12 protein-coding genes and 2 tRNA genes are annotated in these 15968 nt (G+C 64.2%); 11 read left to right on the top strand and 3 right to left on the bottom strand.

The genetic code is table 11. The features are described from left to right. Positions 1 to 4: 4 nt before the first annotated feature. Positions 5 to 613: a cold-shock protein gene (locus EMQ25_RS05405; RefSeq protein ID WP_127187547.1), complete on the bottom strand. Its 609-nt coding sequence runs from the start codon at positions 611 to 613 to the stop codon at positions 5 to 7. Between the two features lie 213 nt (positions 614 to 826). Here EMQ25_RS05405 and EMQ25_RS05400 point away from each other — a divergent pair, with 213 nt between their 5' ends. The 4 genes from EMQ25_RS05400 (at position 827) to EMQ25_RS05385 (ending at position 2189) form a co-directional block, all read left to right on the top strand. After that, positions 827 to 1246, top strand: coding sequence for a VOC family protein (locus EMQ25_RS05400; RefSeq protein WP_127187546.1), 420 nt, complete (start codon positions 827 to 829; stop codon positions 1244 to 1246). Between the two features lie 136 nt (positions 1247 to 1382). Continuing rightward, entirely contained in the window at positions 1383 to 1844 is a 462-nt protein-coding gene (locus tag EMQ25_RS05395; protein ID WP_158625966.1) for a YcbK family protein, read from the top strand. A 136-nt stretch (positions 1845 to 1980) separates the two neighbouring features. After that, positions 1981 to 2055 (top strand) — tRNA-Glu (locus EMQ25_RS05390). A 59-nt stretch (positions 2056 to 2114) separates the two neighbouring features. Next, positions 2115 to 2189, top strand: a tRNA-Glu gene (locus tag EMQ25_RS05385). A 37-nt stretch (positions 2190 to 2226) separates the two neighbouring features. Here the strand turns inward: EMQ25_RS05385 and EMQ25_RS05380 are convergent. Both EMQ25_RS05380 and EMQ25_RS05375 read right to left on the bottom strand, forming a co-directional pair. Further along, positions 2227 to 3105, bottom strand: coding sequence for a helix-turn-helix transcriptional regulator (locus tag EMQ25_RS05380; protein WP_158625965.1), 879 nt, complete (start codon positions 3103 to 3105; stop codon positions 2227 to 2229). 27 nt (positions 3106 to 3132) lie between these two features. Beyond that, positions 3133 to 5838 carry a GH116 family glycosyl-hydrolase gene (locus EMQ25_RS05375; protein WP_127187543.1) on the bottom strand — a complete coding sequence of 902 codons (2706 nt, stop codon included), beginning with the start codon at positions 5836 to 5838 and terminating at the stop codon, positions 3133 to 3135. A 131-nt stretch (positions 5839 to 5969) separates the two neighbouring features. Here EMQ25_RS05375 and EMQ25_RS05370 point away from each other — a divergent pair, with 131 nt between their 5' ends. The 7 genes from EMQ25_RS05370 (at position 5970) to EMQ25_RS05340 (ending at position 15968) form a co-directional block, all read left to right on the top strand. Next, complete coding sequence (locus tag EMQ25_RS05370) at positions 5970 to 8639, top strand: GH116 family glycosyl-hydrolase (protein WP_127187542.1); 2670 nt, start codon at positions 5970 to 5972, stop codon at positions 8637 to 8639. A 16-nt stretch (positions 8640 to 8655) separates the two neighbouring features. Then, a complete protein-coding gene (locus EMQ25_RS05365) occupies positions 8656 to 9939 on the top strand; it encodes an ABC transporter substrate-binding protein (RefSeq protein WP_127187541.1) in 1284 nt (427 codons plus the stop codon). A gap of 1 nt (position 9940) precedes the next feature. Continuing rightward, complete coding sequence (locus EMQ25_RS05360; protein ID WP_158625964.1) at positions 9941 to 10858, top strand: carbohydrate ABC transporter permease; 918 nt, start codon at positions 9941 to 9943, stop codon at positions 10856 to 10858. Positions 10859 to 10867: 9 nt separating this feature from the next. Further along, positions 10868 to 11734, top strand: coding sequence for a carbohydrate ABC transporter permease (locus EMQ25_RS05355; protein WP_127187539.1), 867 nt, complete (start codon positions 10868 to 10870; stop codon positions 11732 to 11734). Positions 11735 to 11827: 93 nt separating this feature from the next. After that, a complete protein-coding gene (locus EMQ25_RS05350; RefSeq protein WP_127188133.1) occupies positions 11828 to 12490 on the top strand; it encodes a hypothetical protein in 663 nt (220 codons plus the stop codon). 215 nt (positions 12491 to 12705) lie between these two features. Further along, the gene (locus EMQ25_RS05345; protein WP_127187538.1) at positions 12706 to 15633 is read left to right on the top strand and encodes a monovalent cation/H+ antiporter subunit A; all 2928 of its coding nucleotides are present in this window, start codon (positions 12706 to 12708) and stop codon (positions 15631 to 15633) included. Continuing rightward, a complete protein-coding gene (locus EMQ25_RS05340; protein WP_127187537.1) occupies positions 15633 to 15968 on the top strand; it encodes a Na+/H+ antiporter subunit C in 336 nt (111 codons plus the stop codon). The genes EMQ25_RS05345 and EMQ25_RS05340 overlap by 1 nt, the downstream gene beginning before the upstream one ends.

Here is a 15968-nt window from a genome sequence, read left to right as displayed (position 1 = left end):
GACCCTAGTGGGAGGAAGGCGCGTCGCCCCAACCATCGGGCCGGATTTCGGCGACCATAAGGCCCTTGGGGCCGGTGCCGTAGCGCACCAGCACATGCTGGCCGGGCCGAAGCTCGGTGATGCCGAAGCGGCGCAGCGTTTCCATGTGGACGAAGACGTCGGGCGCCCCGTCACCGGCCGAGAGGAAGCCGAAGCCGCGAATGCGGTTGAACCACTTCACCTCGAGCCGCTCGAGCCGGCTCGTTGGCTCGACCGTGACATGGGTGCGGGCGGGCGGCATCTGCGCGGGATGGCGGGCCGTCGATTCGTCCATGGAGAGGATGCGGAAGGCCTGCAGCCCGCCGCGCCGGCTCAGGGCCTCGCAGACGACGCGCGCGCCCTCATAGGCCGTCTGGTAGCCGTCGCGGCGCAGGCAGGTGACGTGCAGCAGCACGTCGGGCCGGCCATCATCGGGGACGATGAAGCCGAAGCCCTTGGACACGTCGAACCATTTGATGGTGCCGGTGACCTCGACCGCGTCGAGCTCCGCGCCATTGCCGGTGTCGGTATGGCTCATCGGCTGGCCCGAGAGCCCTGCCGGCTCATCGCCATTCCCTCTATCGTTGGCCCCCATGCCTCTGCCTTTTCGAACTCACGCCCCGCCGCCGGCGAGGTACTTCACACTCTTGCCGCACTTTGGCCGATTCATCGCTGGAAGTTAAGGCGCGCCCAGAGATTTCTTGCCGCTTTCTTAACACAATTTCAGACCGTGACATGATTGCCCCAGTCGGGCCGCGGCTGCTAGGCTCCAAGCGGAAGCTCCATTCCAAACAGAACAGGTAAGTCCATGAAATTCCTGCACACCATGGTTCGCGTCACCGATGTGGATGCCAGCCTCAAATTCTACTGCGACGGCCTCGGGCTCGAGGAGACCCGGCGCCATGAAAACGAGAAAGGCCGCTACACGCTGATCTTCCTCAGCGCGCCCGGCGACGCGGGCGGCGAGGTGGAGCTGACCTATAACTGGGATCCGGAGGTCTATACGGGCGGGCGGAATTTTGGGCATCTGGCCTATGAGGTGGACGATATCTACGCCTATTGCCAGCACCTGTCCGACCAGGGGATCACCATCAATCGCCCGCCGCGGGACGGGCGGATGGCCTTCGTCAAATCGCCCGACAACATCTCGGTCGAGATCCTTCAAAAGGGCGAGGCCCTTGCGCCGGCCGAGCCGTGGGCATCCATGCAAAACACCGGCAGCTGGTGAAAACTGCAGGGTTTACGGCCGGTTAACCAGACGGGTTAGCCTCAGGTTCACGAAACCGATCGTATTTTAGCAGTCACCGAAGACCTGGCATGGACTGATGCATTCCAGCATCAGCTTGGGGGCTGGGAAGTGGCTGATGAAGACGATTATCACCGCCGTCATCGCGGCGGTCACACTGGCGGGATGCCTGCCCATGGCGCTGTTTGCCGGGGCAGGCGACCCGTATCGGAACTACAAGCAGCACCTTGGTGTCTACGTCGCCCATGATCGGGTGAACACGTTCTGCCTGACGCCGAAGCTCCGGCTGGCGATCTGGGAGTTCGAGGGGCATTTCGGCAAGCGCATCGTGATGAATTCGGGCTTTCGCGATCCGTTCTACAACGGGTCGGTGAATGGCGCGGAGAACAGCTATCACATGAAGTGCATGGCGGCTGATTTCTTCATTCCCGGCGTGCCCAAGAACCAGCTCATCGCGTTTGCGCGACGGCTCGACGTGGTGGGTGGGCTCGGATGTTATCCGGGGCAGCGGTTCATCCATATCGACGTGCGCGACCGCCCGGCGGGGCGACGCGGGCCGATAACGTTCGGGGGGTGCTGAGCCGCCTCCCCGGCAATCACGAAAACCGACCAAAAGCACTTGCCATGCACGCGCAACGCTTTTATACGAACCCCCAAGCCGACGGGGCGTGCCCCACCGGCCTATGACGGGAGCGCCAAGCGCGATCCAGGTCTAGGCGCCCATCGTCTAGCGGTCAGGACACCGCCCTTTCACGGCGGGAACAGGGGTTCGATTCCCCTTGGGCGTACCACTTGCCTTTCCTTCGAAAGGCGCCACATGAAGCCGGGTAAACCGGCATGAACTTGATCCGCGCCCATCGTCTAGCGGTCAGGACACCGCCCTCTCACGGCGGGAACAGGGGTTCGATTCCCCTTGGGCGTACCAAGTGCACTATTGCTCCAAGTCTTAGCTAAGTCGACGGTCACGCCTGCCCTCGGGACCAGGCGCGGTAGGATTTGGGCGTTACACCGACATATTTCTTGAACACTCGGGAGAAGTATTGCGAGCTCGAATAGCCCATGTGCATGGCGATGTCGGTGATGTGGGCGTCGGTTTGGGCCAGTTGGTCGCAACTGCGCTTGATGCGTAGACGCTGGCGATAGTCGTTCGGCGCCATGCCTACTTCCTGCCGGAACAGCTGGTAGAGGTAGCTCTTGCGGCAGCCGAGCCGGCGCGAGATGGTGTCGATGTCCTCGTCGCGGTCCATCTCCTCCTGCAGCAGCAGTTCGGCATTGCGGACGATCGGGCTGACTGCACGCGTCGATCGCTCATCCGACAGCATCTTCCAGAAATCAATAAACAGCGCGTAGATCTTGGCGCGAATCTCGGCATTGAGCATCCGCGAGCCCAACAGCACGTCATCGTCCGAAAGCAGCCCGCAAAGCGCGCCCAGATTGCGCATCAGCGAATCGTCGAATCGGATCGGCGAGGTCGGCAGGCGCGCGAGTTCGTAGACCGCCGCGATGTCCTCGGCGGGAATCAGGCGAGCATTTTCCACCGCCGCTTCCTGAGGGTGGAATTCGGCCCAGAAGAGCTGGCAAGGCGTGTAGACGCCATTGACGATGCGGTGCCGGTGATGGGGCGGAAACAGCACGCCGTGCCCACCGCTGACGCGCAGCAGACGGTTGTCGGGCAACTCCCAGCAAGCCTCCCCGCTTCTGACGAGGACGAGTTCCATCCCCTCATGGCGCTCCCAGCTGTCCGACGTTGCTACGGCGCTCCGAAACTGGACATAGCCGAAATAGGCGATCTCGGTCGCCGCGAAATCAGCGCCGCTGAAGGTCGGCTGCTGGCCGAACAATTGCGATCCGTGCATTCACTCTCCTCCTCATGCCCTCGTCTCGAGATCTGTCGCATCCTCCAGCGTCAGATCGTCAGCCTTGATTTCGAGCCGGTCCCCCGCGCCCAGCGTGATCGGCCCGAACGCCACCCGGCCAATCTCGAACCGAGCGGGCACGCCCTCGCCATTGCGCCGAACGATCCCTGCCCCACCGCCCAGCGTCAATCGCAGCGCAGAGAGCGTCAGCGCGCCATGCATTACCCGCAGGGTGCAGGCGCCGTTCTCGAACTCGACCTCCCCCCACGCCTCGTCCAAAGACCAGACGCTGCGGAACCGGCCGCCCATCGCGATCCTTGGTGAAAAGCCGATCTCGCCGCGCGGGGCGTCGACATGAAAGCCCGAAGCCGCGGGCACGATGCCCCAGCTCGCCATCGAGCGGGCGTAGTTCGATCCGCACTCCATCTCGCTCCAGGGATTGCGCAGCGTACCGTCGTAGCGGTCGCGCACGGCCTTGAAGGTGGCGATGGCATCTTCCACCAGCCCGTATTGCAGCAACGTCGTGCCCAGCGCGTACTCCATCCCATGCAGGGTTTCCTGCGCGTAGGGGATGTTGAGCAAAGGCCTCGGGACGGAATCGGCCCAGGCTACAGCGATGGTCCCCGCCTCCTCGCCATAGCCGAAGACCCGCCCTGAATTGGCGATGCGGCCCAGCGCATCGACATAATTGTTGGCGCGGATCGCGCGCAGGGCCGAGATCGCCTTGTCGCGGGCAAAGATAGGCTGCAGGCCGTAGAGCCCGGCATGCCATTGGCTGGCGAGCTGGTCGATGAAGCAGGCCTCGCCGAGCTGGTATTTGATCTGGTTGTGCTCGGCGCTCCAGTAAAGATTCTCGATGCCCGCGCCGAGCAGCCGCCGCGAGCGCTCGGCCTGGCGATAAGGCTGCAGGATCGATTTGTCGGAGAGATCGATCTGGTGGATGAAATGGCTACCGTTGAAGAGGTAGCGGTCGATGTGCTCCCGGCCGGCATCCGCCAGCGACCGGCAGAGAGTGGCGAATTCGGCATCGCCCAGCGCCTCGCCCATCTCCGCCGCCGCGGCCAGCGCGCCGACATAATAGCCCGAGAGCCAGGCATTGGGGCCGAAGAGCTCCATGTCGAGCGTATGGTGCTGGCGGCCGTGGAGGATCCCCGTCCGGTCGGGGTCCCACTGATCCGCGTTGTCGGGGCTCCAGGCGTATTCGATCGAGCGCCTGATTGCAGGCCACAGGCGCGCCAGCCACTCGCTGTCGCCACAGAGCTTCCAGTCCCGATAGACGAGCATCACATTGCCGAACTGCCCATCCGCGCAGGCGCGCTCGGTTTTCAGCCGAGTGCCCAGCGGCACGCCGAGCCGAAAGCTCATCTCGCCCTTCTCGTCGATATTATAGGCGTAGTCGGCGTCGCGGATCGTTCGCGACAGGCGCGGGAAGAGATAGGCGAACGCCTGCTGGTAATTCCACACATGGGTGCAGGTGCCCTCGCAGCTGCCCGCCTTGGGGTGGCACCCTTCCCAGCCGTAGAGCGTGCCGTCCTCGAGCCGCAGCACGGTGGGCGATTTGAGCGTAGAGAGGTTCGCGCCGGCCGCGTCCAGGAACGGCCAGGGCAGCGTCGAGCCATAAAGCGCGTCGCGAAAAGCGATCGTTTGCGCGCGCAGATCGCCCCAGCGCGCAAATGCCTCGGTGGCCACCTCTTCGACGCCGCTCCATTCGGTGGCGTACCAGTTTTTCCAGCGTCCGCTGGCCATCGAGGGCTCAGTGAAGTGCCAGACGGGAGAGACCCAGTATTTCTGAAAATTTGGCACGTACCAGGCGAGTAGCATGCGCAGCGTGCCGGTCTCGCCGGGCGCGAGCGTCAGGTGCGCTGCCTGGAGCGAGCCGTCACGATCCCGGATCATGCCGCCGCGGTCGTCGCGGGTGGGATAGACCCGCTCACTGAAGGGTCCAGGACGATTGAGATCGTTCCAGTAAACCTCGAGCGCGTCGTACCAGAGCCCGCGATAAAGATAGCTCTGCCGGCTGGTCTGATCCGCGTCGGTCGCGACCAGCAATTGCGCGAACTCAGGGTCGTCGCCCGGAGTGTCCCCGTCATGCACCATAATGCCGCGAAAGCCCGGCGCCTCGACCAGCTGCGCCATGGGCTGGCCGGGCATGTCGTGCCCGAGCACCGCCACGAGGCTGTAGGTCACCGGCATGTGGAGGGGGTTCGTGAATCGTACCTCGAACATGGCCGCAGGCAGACCGGAATCGCGCTCATTGCTCGGGATGAACGGGTTAAAAGCGGTCATGCCCACCGAGCCGGGGAAATGGGGATCGGAGAAATCGAGCCCGGCCACCGGGAACCGTCCATCAAATCCGCATCGGGCAAAATGAGGCATGCCGACGAGCGAGCCGCGCCGCGCCCCGAAGCCGAAGCTGCGATAGGCCTCGCCGACAAGGCTCCCCATGGCGCTGTCGCGATAGGGGCCGTTGAGCATGCGCGCATCGAGCACGCGGCCTTCCGCCTCTGCGCGCACGGCGAAGTGGGAGAGCGCGTTGAGGCTCCCCTTCGCGGGACGATTGAAGATCTCCCAATCGACCAGCCTGCCTGCCCCGGAGAGCCCGATCGAGCCCGTACCGATACCACCCAGCGGAAAGGAGATCGCGGCCGTCCGTTCGCCCTCATAAATATGGGGCGGCTGTTCCAGCGCCGTTTCGATACCTGCCTCCACCCTCGGCATTCGCCGTTCATCGTTAGGCGAGTAAAGGGCAAATTTGTGGACAAAAGTCCATAAGACTTATGTGGACGCAATGTCCGGCGGCGGGCGCTAACTGTTGGAGACCGATCCCTTCAGCTGCCGTCGAGACCGCCATGTCCAACCCACGCTTCATCTACACCGGCGACCAGCTCAAGCACATTTCCTTCCCCCTGGGCGGCATCGGCACGGGGTCGATTGGCTTTTCGGGCGCTGGCCGGCTCGTCGATTGGGAGATCTTCAATCGCCCCGCCAAGGGCATCGGAAACGGCTTTTCCCACTTCGCCATCAAGGCCGAACGGCAGGGCGACGTGCTCGACGCGCGGGTCCTCAACGGCCCCTTCACCGGCGATCTCACCGGCGACTATCGTGCCGAATGGGCCCGCGGGTTCGGTGCTGGCGCGCGCCGCGATTCCCTCGCGGGCGTCCCGCATTTCGGCCATGCCGAATTCGAGGGCCGGTTTCCAGTCAGCGCGCTCATGCTCTCGGATCCCGCCTTCCCCGGCGTCGTACGCATAGAGGCGTTCAATCCGCTGATCCCGCTCAACGAGCGCGATTCAAGCCTGCCGGCCGCGATGTTCGCCATCACGGTGACCAACACGTCGGATGCGCCGATAGACTATTCCATCGCTGGCGTCCTCGGCCACGGCCCCGTACAGCCGACCGCCGCCAAACCATTCGGGCAAGACGGGATCAATGGCGTATCGGTGACGACGCCGCGCGAAGCGGACGGCAGCCCGCGCCGCACAGAACTCGTCATCGCCACTGACGCTGCCGAGACCAGCAGGCAGACCTATCTCTTCCGCGGCCTCTGGTTCGATGCGCTACAGGTCTACTGGAACGATTTCACCGCCCCCGGCCGGTTTCGCGACCGCACCAGCGTGCCCGACTACGACGCTGGCGGCATGCCGCGCGACCGCGACCATAGCCTGCAGGCCGCCCATATCACCGTGCCGGCAGGCGAAAGCCGCACCGTGCGCTTCGTCATCGCGTGGTACGTGCCCAATTTCGAAAAGTACTGGGTCTCCCAGTACTGGCACTTCACCGAGCCCCCTGCCCCCGGCGCCACCTGGCCCAACTGGTACGCGACCGAATGGCCGGGCGCCGAGGCCGTCGCCATCGAGGCATTGCAGCGCTGGGACGAGCTGACTGGTATGACCGAGCGCTTCCGCGACGCCATCTACGGCTCGACTCTGCCCGCGGCGAGCCTTGATGCCGCGGTCGCCAATCTCAGCATCCTCAAGAGCCCGACCGTCGCCCGGCTGACCGATGGCTCGCTCTATGGCTGGGAAGGGCTCTGGCCCGATGTCGGCAGTTGCGAAGGGAGCTGCACCCATGTCTGGAACTACCAGCAGGCCGTGCCCTTCCTGTTTCCCGCCCTCGCGCGCTCGATGCGCGAACTCGATTACACCTATAACATGGACGAAGCGGGCGGGATGAGCTTCCGCATGCCGCTGCCGCTCGGCACCGACACCCGGACCGAAAGCCCCTGCGCCGATGGCCAGTTCGGCAACGTCATGAAGCTCTACTGGGACTGGAAGATGTCGGGCGATGATGAGTGGCTCGCCCGGCTATGGCCCCGGGTCAAGCGGTCGATCGAATATGCGTGGAGCCCGGAAAATCCCGATCGGTGGGACCGCGAGCGGACGGGCGTGCTATGGGGGCGCCAGCACCACACGCTCGACATGGAGCTCTTCGGCCCCAATAGCTGGCTCACGGGCTTTTATCTCGGCGCGCTGAAGGCCGCTTCCGAAATGGGCCGCCACCTCGGCGACAACGAGACCGCGGAGGACTATTCCGCGCTCTTTGAAAAGGGCCGCAGCTGGATGCGCGAGCACCTGTTCAACGGCGAGTACTTCGTCCAGAAGGTCGACCTCAACGATCGGAGCACGCTCGATCCCTATATCGACGGCCGCAAATCCCGGCGGCTCGCAGGCGCCAACATCTATGACCTCTACTGGAGCGAGGAGCATGGCGAGCTCAAATACCAGGCCGGCGAGGCGTGCCTCATCGACCAGGTGCTCGCCCAGTGGCACGCCGATCTCTATGGGCTCGGCGAGATCTTCGATCGCGACCAGGTCCGGTCCGCGCTCGACGCCATCTACGCGCATAATTTCAAGCCCGATTTCGGCGCGGTGTTTAATCCCTGCCGCGTGTTCAGCGCGCGGGGCGAGGCCGGCACGGTGATCAGCGACTATCCCGAGCAGGCCCGCCGGCCGGCCGTGCCCGTGCCCTATGCGCAGGAGACCATGCACGGCTTCGAGTACAGTTTTGGCGGGGCGCTCTACCAGAACGGGATGATCGCACAGGGCGCCGAGGTGTTCGCCGCTGTGCGCGACCATTACGACGGCGCCAAGCGCAACCCGTGGAACGAGATCGAGTGCGGCTCGAACTATGCCCGCTCCATGGCGAGCTGGGGGGCGGTGCCCACTTTGTCCGGCTTCAGTTTCGATGCGCGCGACAAGTCGATGGGCTTTGCCCCGCTGGTCAGGCATGGCGACCGCTTCCGCAGTTTCTGGTCGTGCGGCTCGGCCTGGGGCACGGTCGAGCTCACCGAAGGCGCGCTCACCATCGCGGTCGCCGACGGCTCACTCACGCTGGCCCGGCTTCGTGTCCCCGATGGCTGCGAAACCGTGCGGCTACACACTGGAGAGACGCTCGAACACGACAAGCACACTGACGGGATCGGCTTTGCTCCCGTCACCCTGGTGTCCGGCGGGTCCCTGACCCTGTTGGGCTCCGCGCTTTCACCGGCGGCGTTGAGGGACGTCGCTACCCTGCAATAATGGAGAGGAGAACAAAATGGACCGTCGTCACTTCCTGATCCTGTCGAGTACCATCGCACTGGTCGCCGGCGTGCCGGGGCTTGCGCTGGCGCAACCCGCCAGCGACATCACGGCCACGCTCAACGTCTTCCGGCCCGCGACCGACACCGATATCCAGCTGACCGAGGCCGCCATGGCGCGCTTCGCCGAGCGCTACCCCAACGTCACCATCAACCCGCAATACGTACCGACCAATCCCTGGGGCGAGTACATCAACCAGATGATGAACAGCTTGGGAGGAAACTCTTCGCCCGATATCGTCATGATGGCGACCGAGGGCGTATCGACGCTGGGCAGCCGCAACGTCGTGCGCGACATCATGCCGTTCGTCGAGGGCGATCCCGAGGGCCAGGCCCTGTTCGAGGGCATCGAGCCAAATCTCCTCAACGGGCTGCGCTATGGCGAGATGCTCGGCTACGTGCCCAATGAATGGAACACGGTGGTCAACTACTACAACACCGCCATGTTCGAGGAGGCCGGCCTCGAAACCCCGCCGGCCGACTGGGACTGGGACCAGTTCCTCGAGACCGCCAAGGCGCTGACGAAAACCGATGCATCGGGCAACGTCACCCAATACGGCTATTTCGTTCCCGGCGGGCAGTTCGGCCTCAACCCGTGGTTCCTCAACAATGGCACTGACCGGCTGACCCCTGACGGGCGCGAGAGCAATGTGCGTGATCCGGCCTTCCGCGAGACGCTGGAGTTCCTTCACTCGCTGATCTTCGAGCATAAGGTGTCGCCGACCTTCGTGCGTAACGACTATGGGCACGGGCCGTTCATCGCTGGACAGGTCGCCATGTTCTCGGGGACCCATGGCCGCATTCCCGAGATGATCTCGGCCGGCTTCGACACGGTTGCAGTTCAGTACTTCCCGCGCAAGACCGATCAGGTCGCCATCATGGGCGTCGGCGGTTTCGGCATAACCGAAGCCTCTCAAAACCCCGAACTGGCCTGGGAATTCGTCAAGGAGCTGACCGGGACCGAAAACTCTGAGGCACTCGCCGACCTGATGCGGGCCCTCCCGCCCCAGCGCGCGGCGGCCACGTCTGCCGAGTACGTCGCCTTCCCAGCCAATTCGGAGATCTTCTACGGCTCGGCCCCGATTGCGCGCTCGATCACCCAGCCGCCAAATTTCGCCGAAGTCGAAGCGATCGTCATGCGCCACATCGAGGCCTATCTCACCGGCAACCGCGAGATCGATGAAACCATCGACGCGCTGGACACCGAGCTCTCCCGCGCCATGTCCCGCGTTCGCTGGTAAAATGACCGCCTCGGTTCCGCAAAAGGACGACGCGCCTGCACCCCTCGAAAAGGTGCAGGCGCGGGCCGCCTTCTGGTTCCTGCTGCCGGCCTACAGCCTCTATGTGCTGTTCGTGCTGCTGCCGGCGCTCGCCACCATCGTCTTCACCTTCCTCTATCTCGACCGCTACACCTGGACGGCCGAGTTCGTCGGCTTCGACAACATCCTCTATGTGCTGGCCGATGGCCGGTTCTGGACGAGCTTTCGCAACACCTTTTATTTCGTCTTTCTTGCGGCCATAGGCAATGTCGGACTAGGGCTGGTGTTCGCCGCGGTACTCGATCGCGCCCTGCCCAAGGCGATGCTCTATATCCTTCGGCTCGCCTTCTTCCTGCCCGTGCTGGTCTCAACGGCGCTCGTCTCGCTGGTCTGGCAGTTCATCTATTCGAGCGATCTGGGCGTGCTCAACTATTACATCACCAGCATCGGCCTGCCGCGCATCGGCTGGCTCAGCGATGAACGCGTAGCCATGATCTCAGTCGTGATCATGGACGTCTGGAAGCATTTCGGCTTCTTCATGATCATTCTGCTCGCGGCCCTGCAGTCGATCCCGCGCGAGATCACCGAGGCCGCCGAGATGGACGGTTCGGGCCCACTCGCGACCTTCTTTTTCATAAAGATCCCGATGATCGCGCCGGTCATCCTGTTCTGCGTCACCTACGCCACCATCGGCGGGCTGCAGATGTTCGAGAGCGTTCGCATCCTGACGAGCGGCGGCCCGGGCGACGCGACCACGTCCATGGTCATGTACATGTACGAGCAGGCCTTTTCGTCCCAGGACATCGGGGCTGGCTCGGCCGCGGCGCTCGTCCTGCTCATCACCATCGTCATTGTCACCCTGGTGCAGCTGAAGCTCGGCACCCGGGCGGTCGACCAGTAGGAGGCGCCGATGGAAACCACCATGACCGACCGGCTGCGCAGCGCGCTGGGGATCGTCCACTGGCGCAATGTCCCCCTGATGATCGTGCTGCTCATCGGCGCCGGCCTGATGATCATGCCGTTCCTCTGGATGGTGGCGGCCTCGTTCCGCCCCATCGGAGAATCCTATCGCCTGCCGCCGAGCGTCTTTCCGGACAATCTCGATCTTGCTGCCTATCGCGAGGCGCTCAGCTCAGGTGTGCCGTTCCTGACCATGTACTGGAACAGTTTCGTCATCGCGGCGGCAACCACCATCGGCACCCTAGTCACCTCTGCGCTGGCAGCCTTCGCCTTTTCGCGGCTTGAATTCCGCTCGCGCGAGTTCCTCTTCATCTTCATGCTGCTGGGCCTGATGGTGCCACCCGCTCTCGTGCTGATCCCCCTTTATTTCGGCTATGCCCGGATCGGGCTGCTCGATACCCATGTCGGGCTGGCGCTCCCGGCAATGGCCTCGTCCTTCGGCGTCTTCATGATGCGCCAGTTCATGCTCAACCTGCCCAAGGCGCTCGAGGAAGCGGCGCTCTTGGACGGTGCGAACTACCGCCAGATCTTCTGGACGATCACCCTGCCTCAGCTTGGGCCGGCGCTGGCGACGCTCGGCATCATCACTTTTATCACCAGCTGGAACAATTTTGTCTCCCCGTTTGTCCTGATTACGAGCTGGGACAAGATGACCCTGCCCGTCGGGATCGTCGCGCTGCAGGGGGTGATGGGGTCCGCGCGCCTCTCGGTGATCATGGCAGCGGCGACCATGTCGATCCTGCCATTGCTGCTGGTGTTTCTGGTGGCCCAGCGCTTCATCGTAGAATCGATCACTATGTCGGGAGTGAAGGGCTGAGCCGGGAATGCGACCAAAGCACTAAGCAACCATGACCCGGAACGTATCTTCCTCACCAATCATCGGAGGGAGGAGTACGTTGTGAAATCGATTATGATTACAGGCGCATCGCTAGCCGCAATGTTGGCCGCCGGGCACGTATCGGCGCAAGATGCCGCGCCCGCCGAACAATGCCAGGCCGCGCTCAGCTTCTTCATTACGAGCACGGGGCTCGGGGAAGGCGCAAATCTGGGCGGCCTGGCCGGGGCGGACGCGCATTGCCAGATGCTGGCCGATGCGGCAGGCGCCGGCGCGCGCAGTTGGGCAGCTTACCTCAGCGCCACGGGCACCAATGCCAGGGACCGCATCGGGGCTGGGCCCTGGGCGAACGCCAATGGCGTGGTGGTGGCCGAAAGCATCGAGCAGCTGCACAGCGAGGACAACAACGTCACCGCCGAGACGGCGCTGACCGAGACCGGCGAGCCGGTGCCCGGCCGTGGCCAGCAGCCCAACCAGCACGACATACTGACCGGGTCGAACGCCGATGGGACGCTCGCCGAAGGGATGACCTGCGCGGACTGGACCAGCAGCGGGGACGGCTCGGCCATGGTCGGCCATCACGACCGCGCCGGCCCCGACACCCTTGCAACCGCCACGTCGTGGAATGCCGCTCATCCGTCCCGCGGGTGCGGACAGGAGGCGCTGATCGGCACGGGTGGCAACGGCTATTTCTACTGCTTTGCAACCGATGACGGACCGTTTGCAGCGGCGCAATAGCCCCTGAGAGCAGCCGGTCGGCGCGGCGCGCCAGGACGACCATCATCTCCACATCCTGCGCGACACTATCGCGCAGGACGCAATATTTTGTGTCATCAGGGCATGCTAAGCCTTGAAAACTGCATATCTATTCCGCCATTATCGACTTGCGCGTCCACTGGACCGCGCGGCTCATCACGATTCTCCCGCCTTCGCGAAAGGACGTCCCACAGCACATGCCGGGCGAAACAGCGCTGATCGTCATCCTCCTGCTGCCGTTCATGGCCGCGTTCGTGGCCGGCTTCCTGCCGCAAACGGCGCGCAATACGGAGGCATGGCTTGCCGGCGTCGTTGCCGTGATCGGCCTGGGGCTATCGCTCTGGCTCTACCCGCAGGTCACTGATGGCGGCGTGGTTCGAGCCGAGTGGACCTGGATGCCGAGCCTCGGGCTCAACTTCGTTTTGCGCATGGACGGCTTTGCCTGGCTCTTCTCGGTGCTGATCACCGGGATCGGGCTCCTCGTCGTGCTCTATGCGCGCTACTACATGTCCCCGTCCGATCCGGTGCCGCGCTTTTTTGCGTTCTTCCTCGCCTTCATGGGCGCCATGCTGGGCCTCGTACTCTCGGGCAACATCATCCAGATGGCGGTCTTCTGGGAGCTGACGAGCATCGTCTCGTTCCTCCTGATCGGGTACTGGCACCACAACGCCTCGGCGCGGGACGGCGCGCGCATGGCGCTGACGATCACGGGTACGGGCGGGCTCTGCCTCCTGGTGGGCGTCCTGCTGATCGGCCACATCGTGGGGAGTTACGACCTCGACGTGGTGCTCGCTTCGGGCGACACGATCCGCGACCACGACCTCTATGCGCCGACGCTGATCCTCGTGCTTCTGGGGGCGCTGACCAAGAGCGCCCAGTTCCCCTTCCATTTCTGGCTGCCACACGCGATGGCCGCGCCTACGCCGGTTTCGGCGTATCTCCATTCAGCGACGATGGTGAAGGCCGGTGTCTTCCTGCTCGTCCGGTTCTGGCCGGTGATGGCCGGGACGGACCTCTGGTTCCTGATCGTCGGGGCCGCGGGGCTCTCGACACTGCTGCTCGGCGCCTATTTTGCAATCTTCCAGCAGGATCTCAAAGGCCTCCTCGCCTATTCGACCATCAGCCATCTGGGGCTGATCACGACGCTGATCGGCCTCGGCAGCCCGCTAGGCCTCGTCGCCGCCATCTTCCACATCGTCAACCACGCGACCTTCAAGGCCTCGCTCTTCATGGCGGCCGGAATCATCGACCATGAAACCGGCACGCGCGACATGCGCAGGCTGAGCGGGCTGCGACGAGCGCTGCCGATCACCGCGACGCTCGCCATGGTGGCGAGCGCGGCGATGGCGGGCGTACCGCTGCTCAACGGCTTCCTGTCCAAGGAAATGTTCTTCACAGAGGCGGTGGAGAACCATACCGGATCGCTTCTCGACCAGTCCCTGCCCTATGTCGCGACGCTGGCGGGCATGTTCAGCGTGGTCTATTCGCTGCGATTCATCCACAAGGTGTTCTTCGGGCCCGACGCGGTGGGGCTCGAAAAGGAGCCGCATGAGCCGCCGCACTGGATGCGCCTGCCGATCGAATTGCTGGTGCTCGCCTGCCTGATCGTCGGCATCATTCCCGGGATCACCATCGGCCCGTTCCTTGCAAGTGCGGTGACCTCGGTGCTCGGCCCCGAGACCCCCTATTACAGCCTCTCGATCTGGCACGGGTTCAACCTGCCGCTGCTGATGAGCATCGTGGCGCTGGTCGGCGGCGTGCTCATCTATCTGGCGCTGCAGCGCTATCTCTCGAGCGGTATCGAAGGGCCGCCCTGGTTCCGCAACCTGAAGGGCCAGCGCATCTTCGAGCGCCTTCTCGTGACGCTCTCCTGGCGCTGGGCCAAGGCGCTCGAGAAGCTGCTCGGCACGCGCAAGCTGCAGCCCCAGCTGCGGCTGCTGATCGGGACGGTGCTGCTCGCGGCCTGCCTGCCGCTCTTCATGGGCCGGTTCGCGCCCAACCTCAGCGCGTTTGTCGGGTTCGATCTCGGCTTTGCGACGATGTGGGCGGTCGGCATGGCCTGCGCCGTCATTGCGGCCTACCAGGCCAAGTATCACAGGCTCGTCGCGCTGATGCTGATGGGTGGGGCGGGTCTCGTCACCTGCATCACCTTCGTGTGGTTCTCCGCGCCGGATCTGGCACTGACGCAGCTTCTGGTCGAGATCGTGACGACGGTCCTCATCCTGCTCGGCCTGCGCTGGCTGCCCAAGCGCATGGATGCGCCGGAACTCGTGCGCCCGGCAACGCTGATGGTGACGCTGCGGCGCTATCGCGACCTGCTGCTGGCCATCGTTGCCGGGCTCGGCACGGCTGCGCTCTCGTTTGCGGTGATGACCCGCCCGGCCTTCGACAGCGTATCGCGCTTCTTTCTCGAGCGCGCCTACACCGAAGGCGGCGGGACCAATGTGGTCAACGTGATCCTCGTCGATTTCCGCGGTTTCGATACGCTGGGCGAAGTCGTCGTGCTCGCTACGGTCGCGATCACCATTTACGTACTGCTGCGCCGGTTCCGGCCGGCCGCCGAGAGCGTGGGCCTGCCCGAGCAGCAGCGCATCCAGGCCGATTTCGATGCCGAACAGCCGCATCGGCGGCCGGGCGACACGCTGACCGACTACCTCAATATTCCCTCGGTGATCATGCAGTGGATGTTCCCGGTGATCATCGTGCTCTCGATGTACCTGTTCCTGCGCGGCCATGAGCTGCCAGGCGGCGGGTTCGCGGCGGGCATTACCATGTCGATCGGGTTCATCCTGCAATACATGGCCGGCGGCACGCGCTGGGTGGAGGCGCATCTGCGCATCCTGCCGCTGCGGTGGATCGGCTGGGGGCTGCTCTTTGCGGGCGGAACGGGTATCGCCTCGACGCTCTTCGGCTTCCCCTTCCTCACCTCCTATTTCCAGTATCTCGAAGTGCCGCTGATCGGCCGGGTGCCGGTTGCGAGCGCGCTGCTCTTCGATCTCGGCATCTTCCTGCTCGTCGTCGGGGCGACGGTGCTGATCCTCATCGCGCTGGCGCACCAGTCGGTCCGTAGTCCGAAAGCCGCACGGGCGCCTCGCCCGCTCGGTCCGGTGGGGGGAGAGCAGTAATGGAGCTGATCCTCTCGATTGCCATCGGTACGCTGACTGCATCAGGGGTGTGGCTCCTGCTGCGCCCGCGCACGTTCCAGGTCATCATCGGGCTTTCGCTGCTGTCCTATGCGGTCAACCTCTTCATCTTCGGCATGGGACGGCTGCGCATGGACGCAGCGCCGATTCTCGAGGGTGCGGGATCGGACCCCGCAAACTATGCCGACCCCGTGCCGCAGGCGCTGGTGCTGACCGCGATCGTCATCGGGTTTGCGATGACCGCACTGTTCCTCGTCGTGCTGCTCGCGGCGCGCGGGCTCACGGGCACCGACCATGTCGATGGACGGGAGCGCTGA

Origin of the sequence: Arsenicitalea aurantiaca (genome assembly GCF_003994485.1) — a bacterium.
GTDB classification, from domain to species: domain Bacteria; phylum Pseudomonadota; class Alphaproteobacteria; order Rhizobiales; family Devosiaceae; genus Arsenicitalea; species Arsenicitalea aurantiaca.
This window is presented reverse-complemented; position numbering and strand designations above follow the sequence as displayed.

Bases quoted from the DNA above. Each gene is read 5' to 3' on its own strand.
- EMQ25_RS05375 (WP_127187543.1), bottom strand. From the start codon at position 5,838: ATGCCGAGGGTGGAGGCAGGTATCGAAACGGCGCTGGAACAGCCGCCC.
- EMQ25_RS05365 (WP_127187541.1), top strand. From the start codon at position 8,656: ATGGACCGTCGTCACTTCCTGATCCTGTCGAGTACCATCGCACTGGTC.
- EMQ25_RS05395 (WP_158625966.1), top strand. From the start codon at position 1,383: ATGAAGACGATTATCACCGCCGTCATCGCGGCGGTCACACTGGCGGGA.
- EMQ25_RS05360 (WP_158625964.1), top strand. From the start codon at position 9,941: ATGACCGCCTCGGTTCCGCAAAAGGACGACGCGCCTGCACCCCTCGAA.
- EMQ25_RS05350 (WP_127188133.1), top strand. From the start codon at position 11,828: ATGATTACAGGCGCATCGCTAGCCGCAATGTTGGCCGCCGGGCACGTA.
- EMQ25_RS05370 (WP_127187542.1), top strand. From the start codon at position 5,970: ATGTCCAACCCACGCTTCATCTACACCGGCGACCAGCTCAAGCACATT.
- EMQ25_RS05405 (WP_127187547.1), bottom strand. From the start codon at position 613: ATGGGGGCCAACGATAGAGGGAATGGCGATGAGCCGGCAGGGCTCTCG.
- EMQ25_RS05340 (WP_127187537.1), top strand. From the start codon at position 15,633: ATGGAGCTGATCCTCTCGATTGCCATCGGTACGCTGACTGCATCAGGG.
- EMQ25_RS05345 (WP_127187538.1), top strand. From the start codon at position 12,706: ATGCCGGGCGAAACAGCGCTGATCGTCATCCTCCTGCTGCCGTTCATG.
- EMQ25_RS05400 (WP_127187546.1), top strand. From the start codon at position 827: ATGAAATTCCTGCACACCATGGTTCGCGTCACCGATGTGGATGCCAGC.
- EMQ25_RS05355 (WP_127187539.1), top strand. From the start codon at position 10,868: ATGGAAACCACCATGACCGACCGGCTGCGCAGCGCGCTGGGGATCGTC.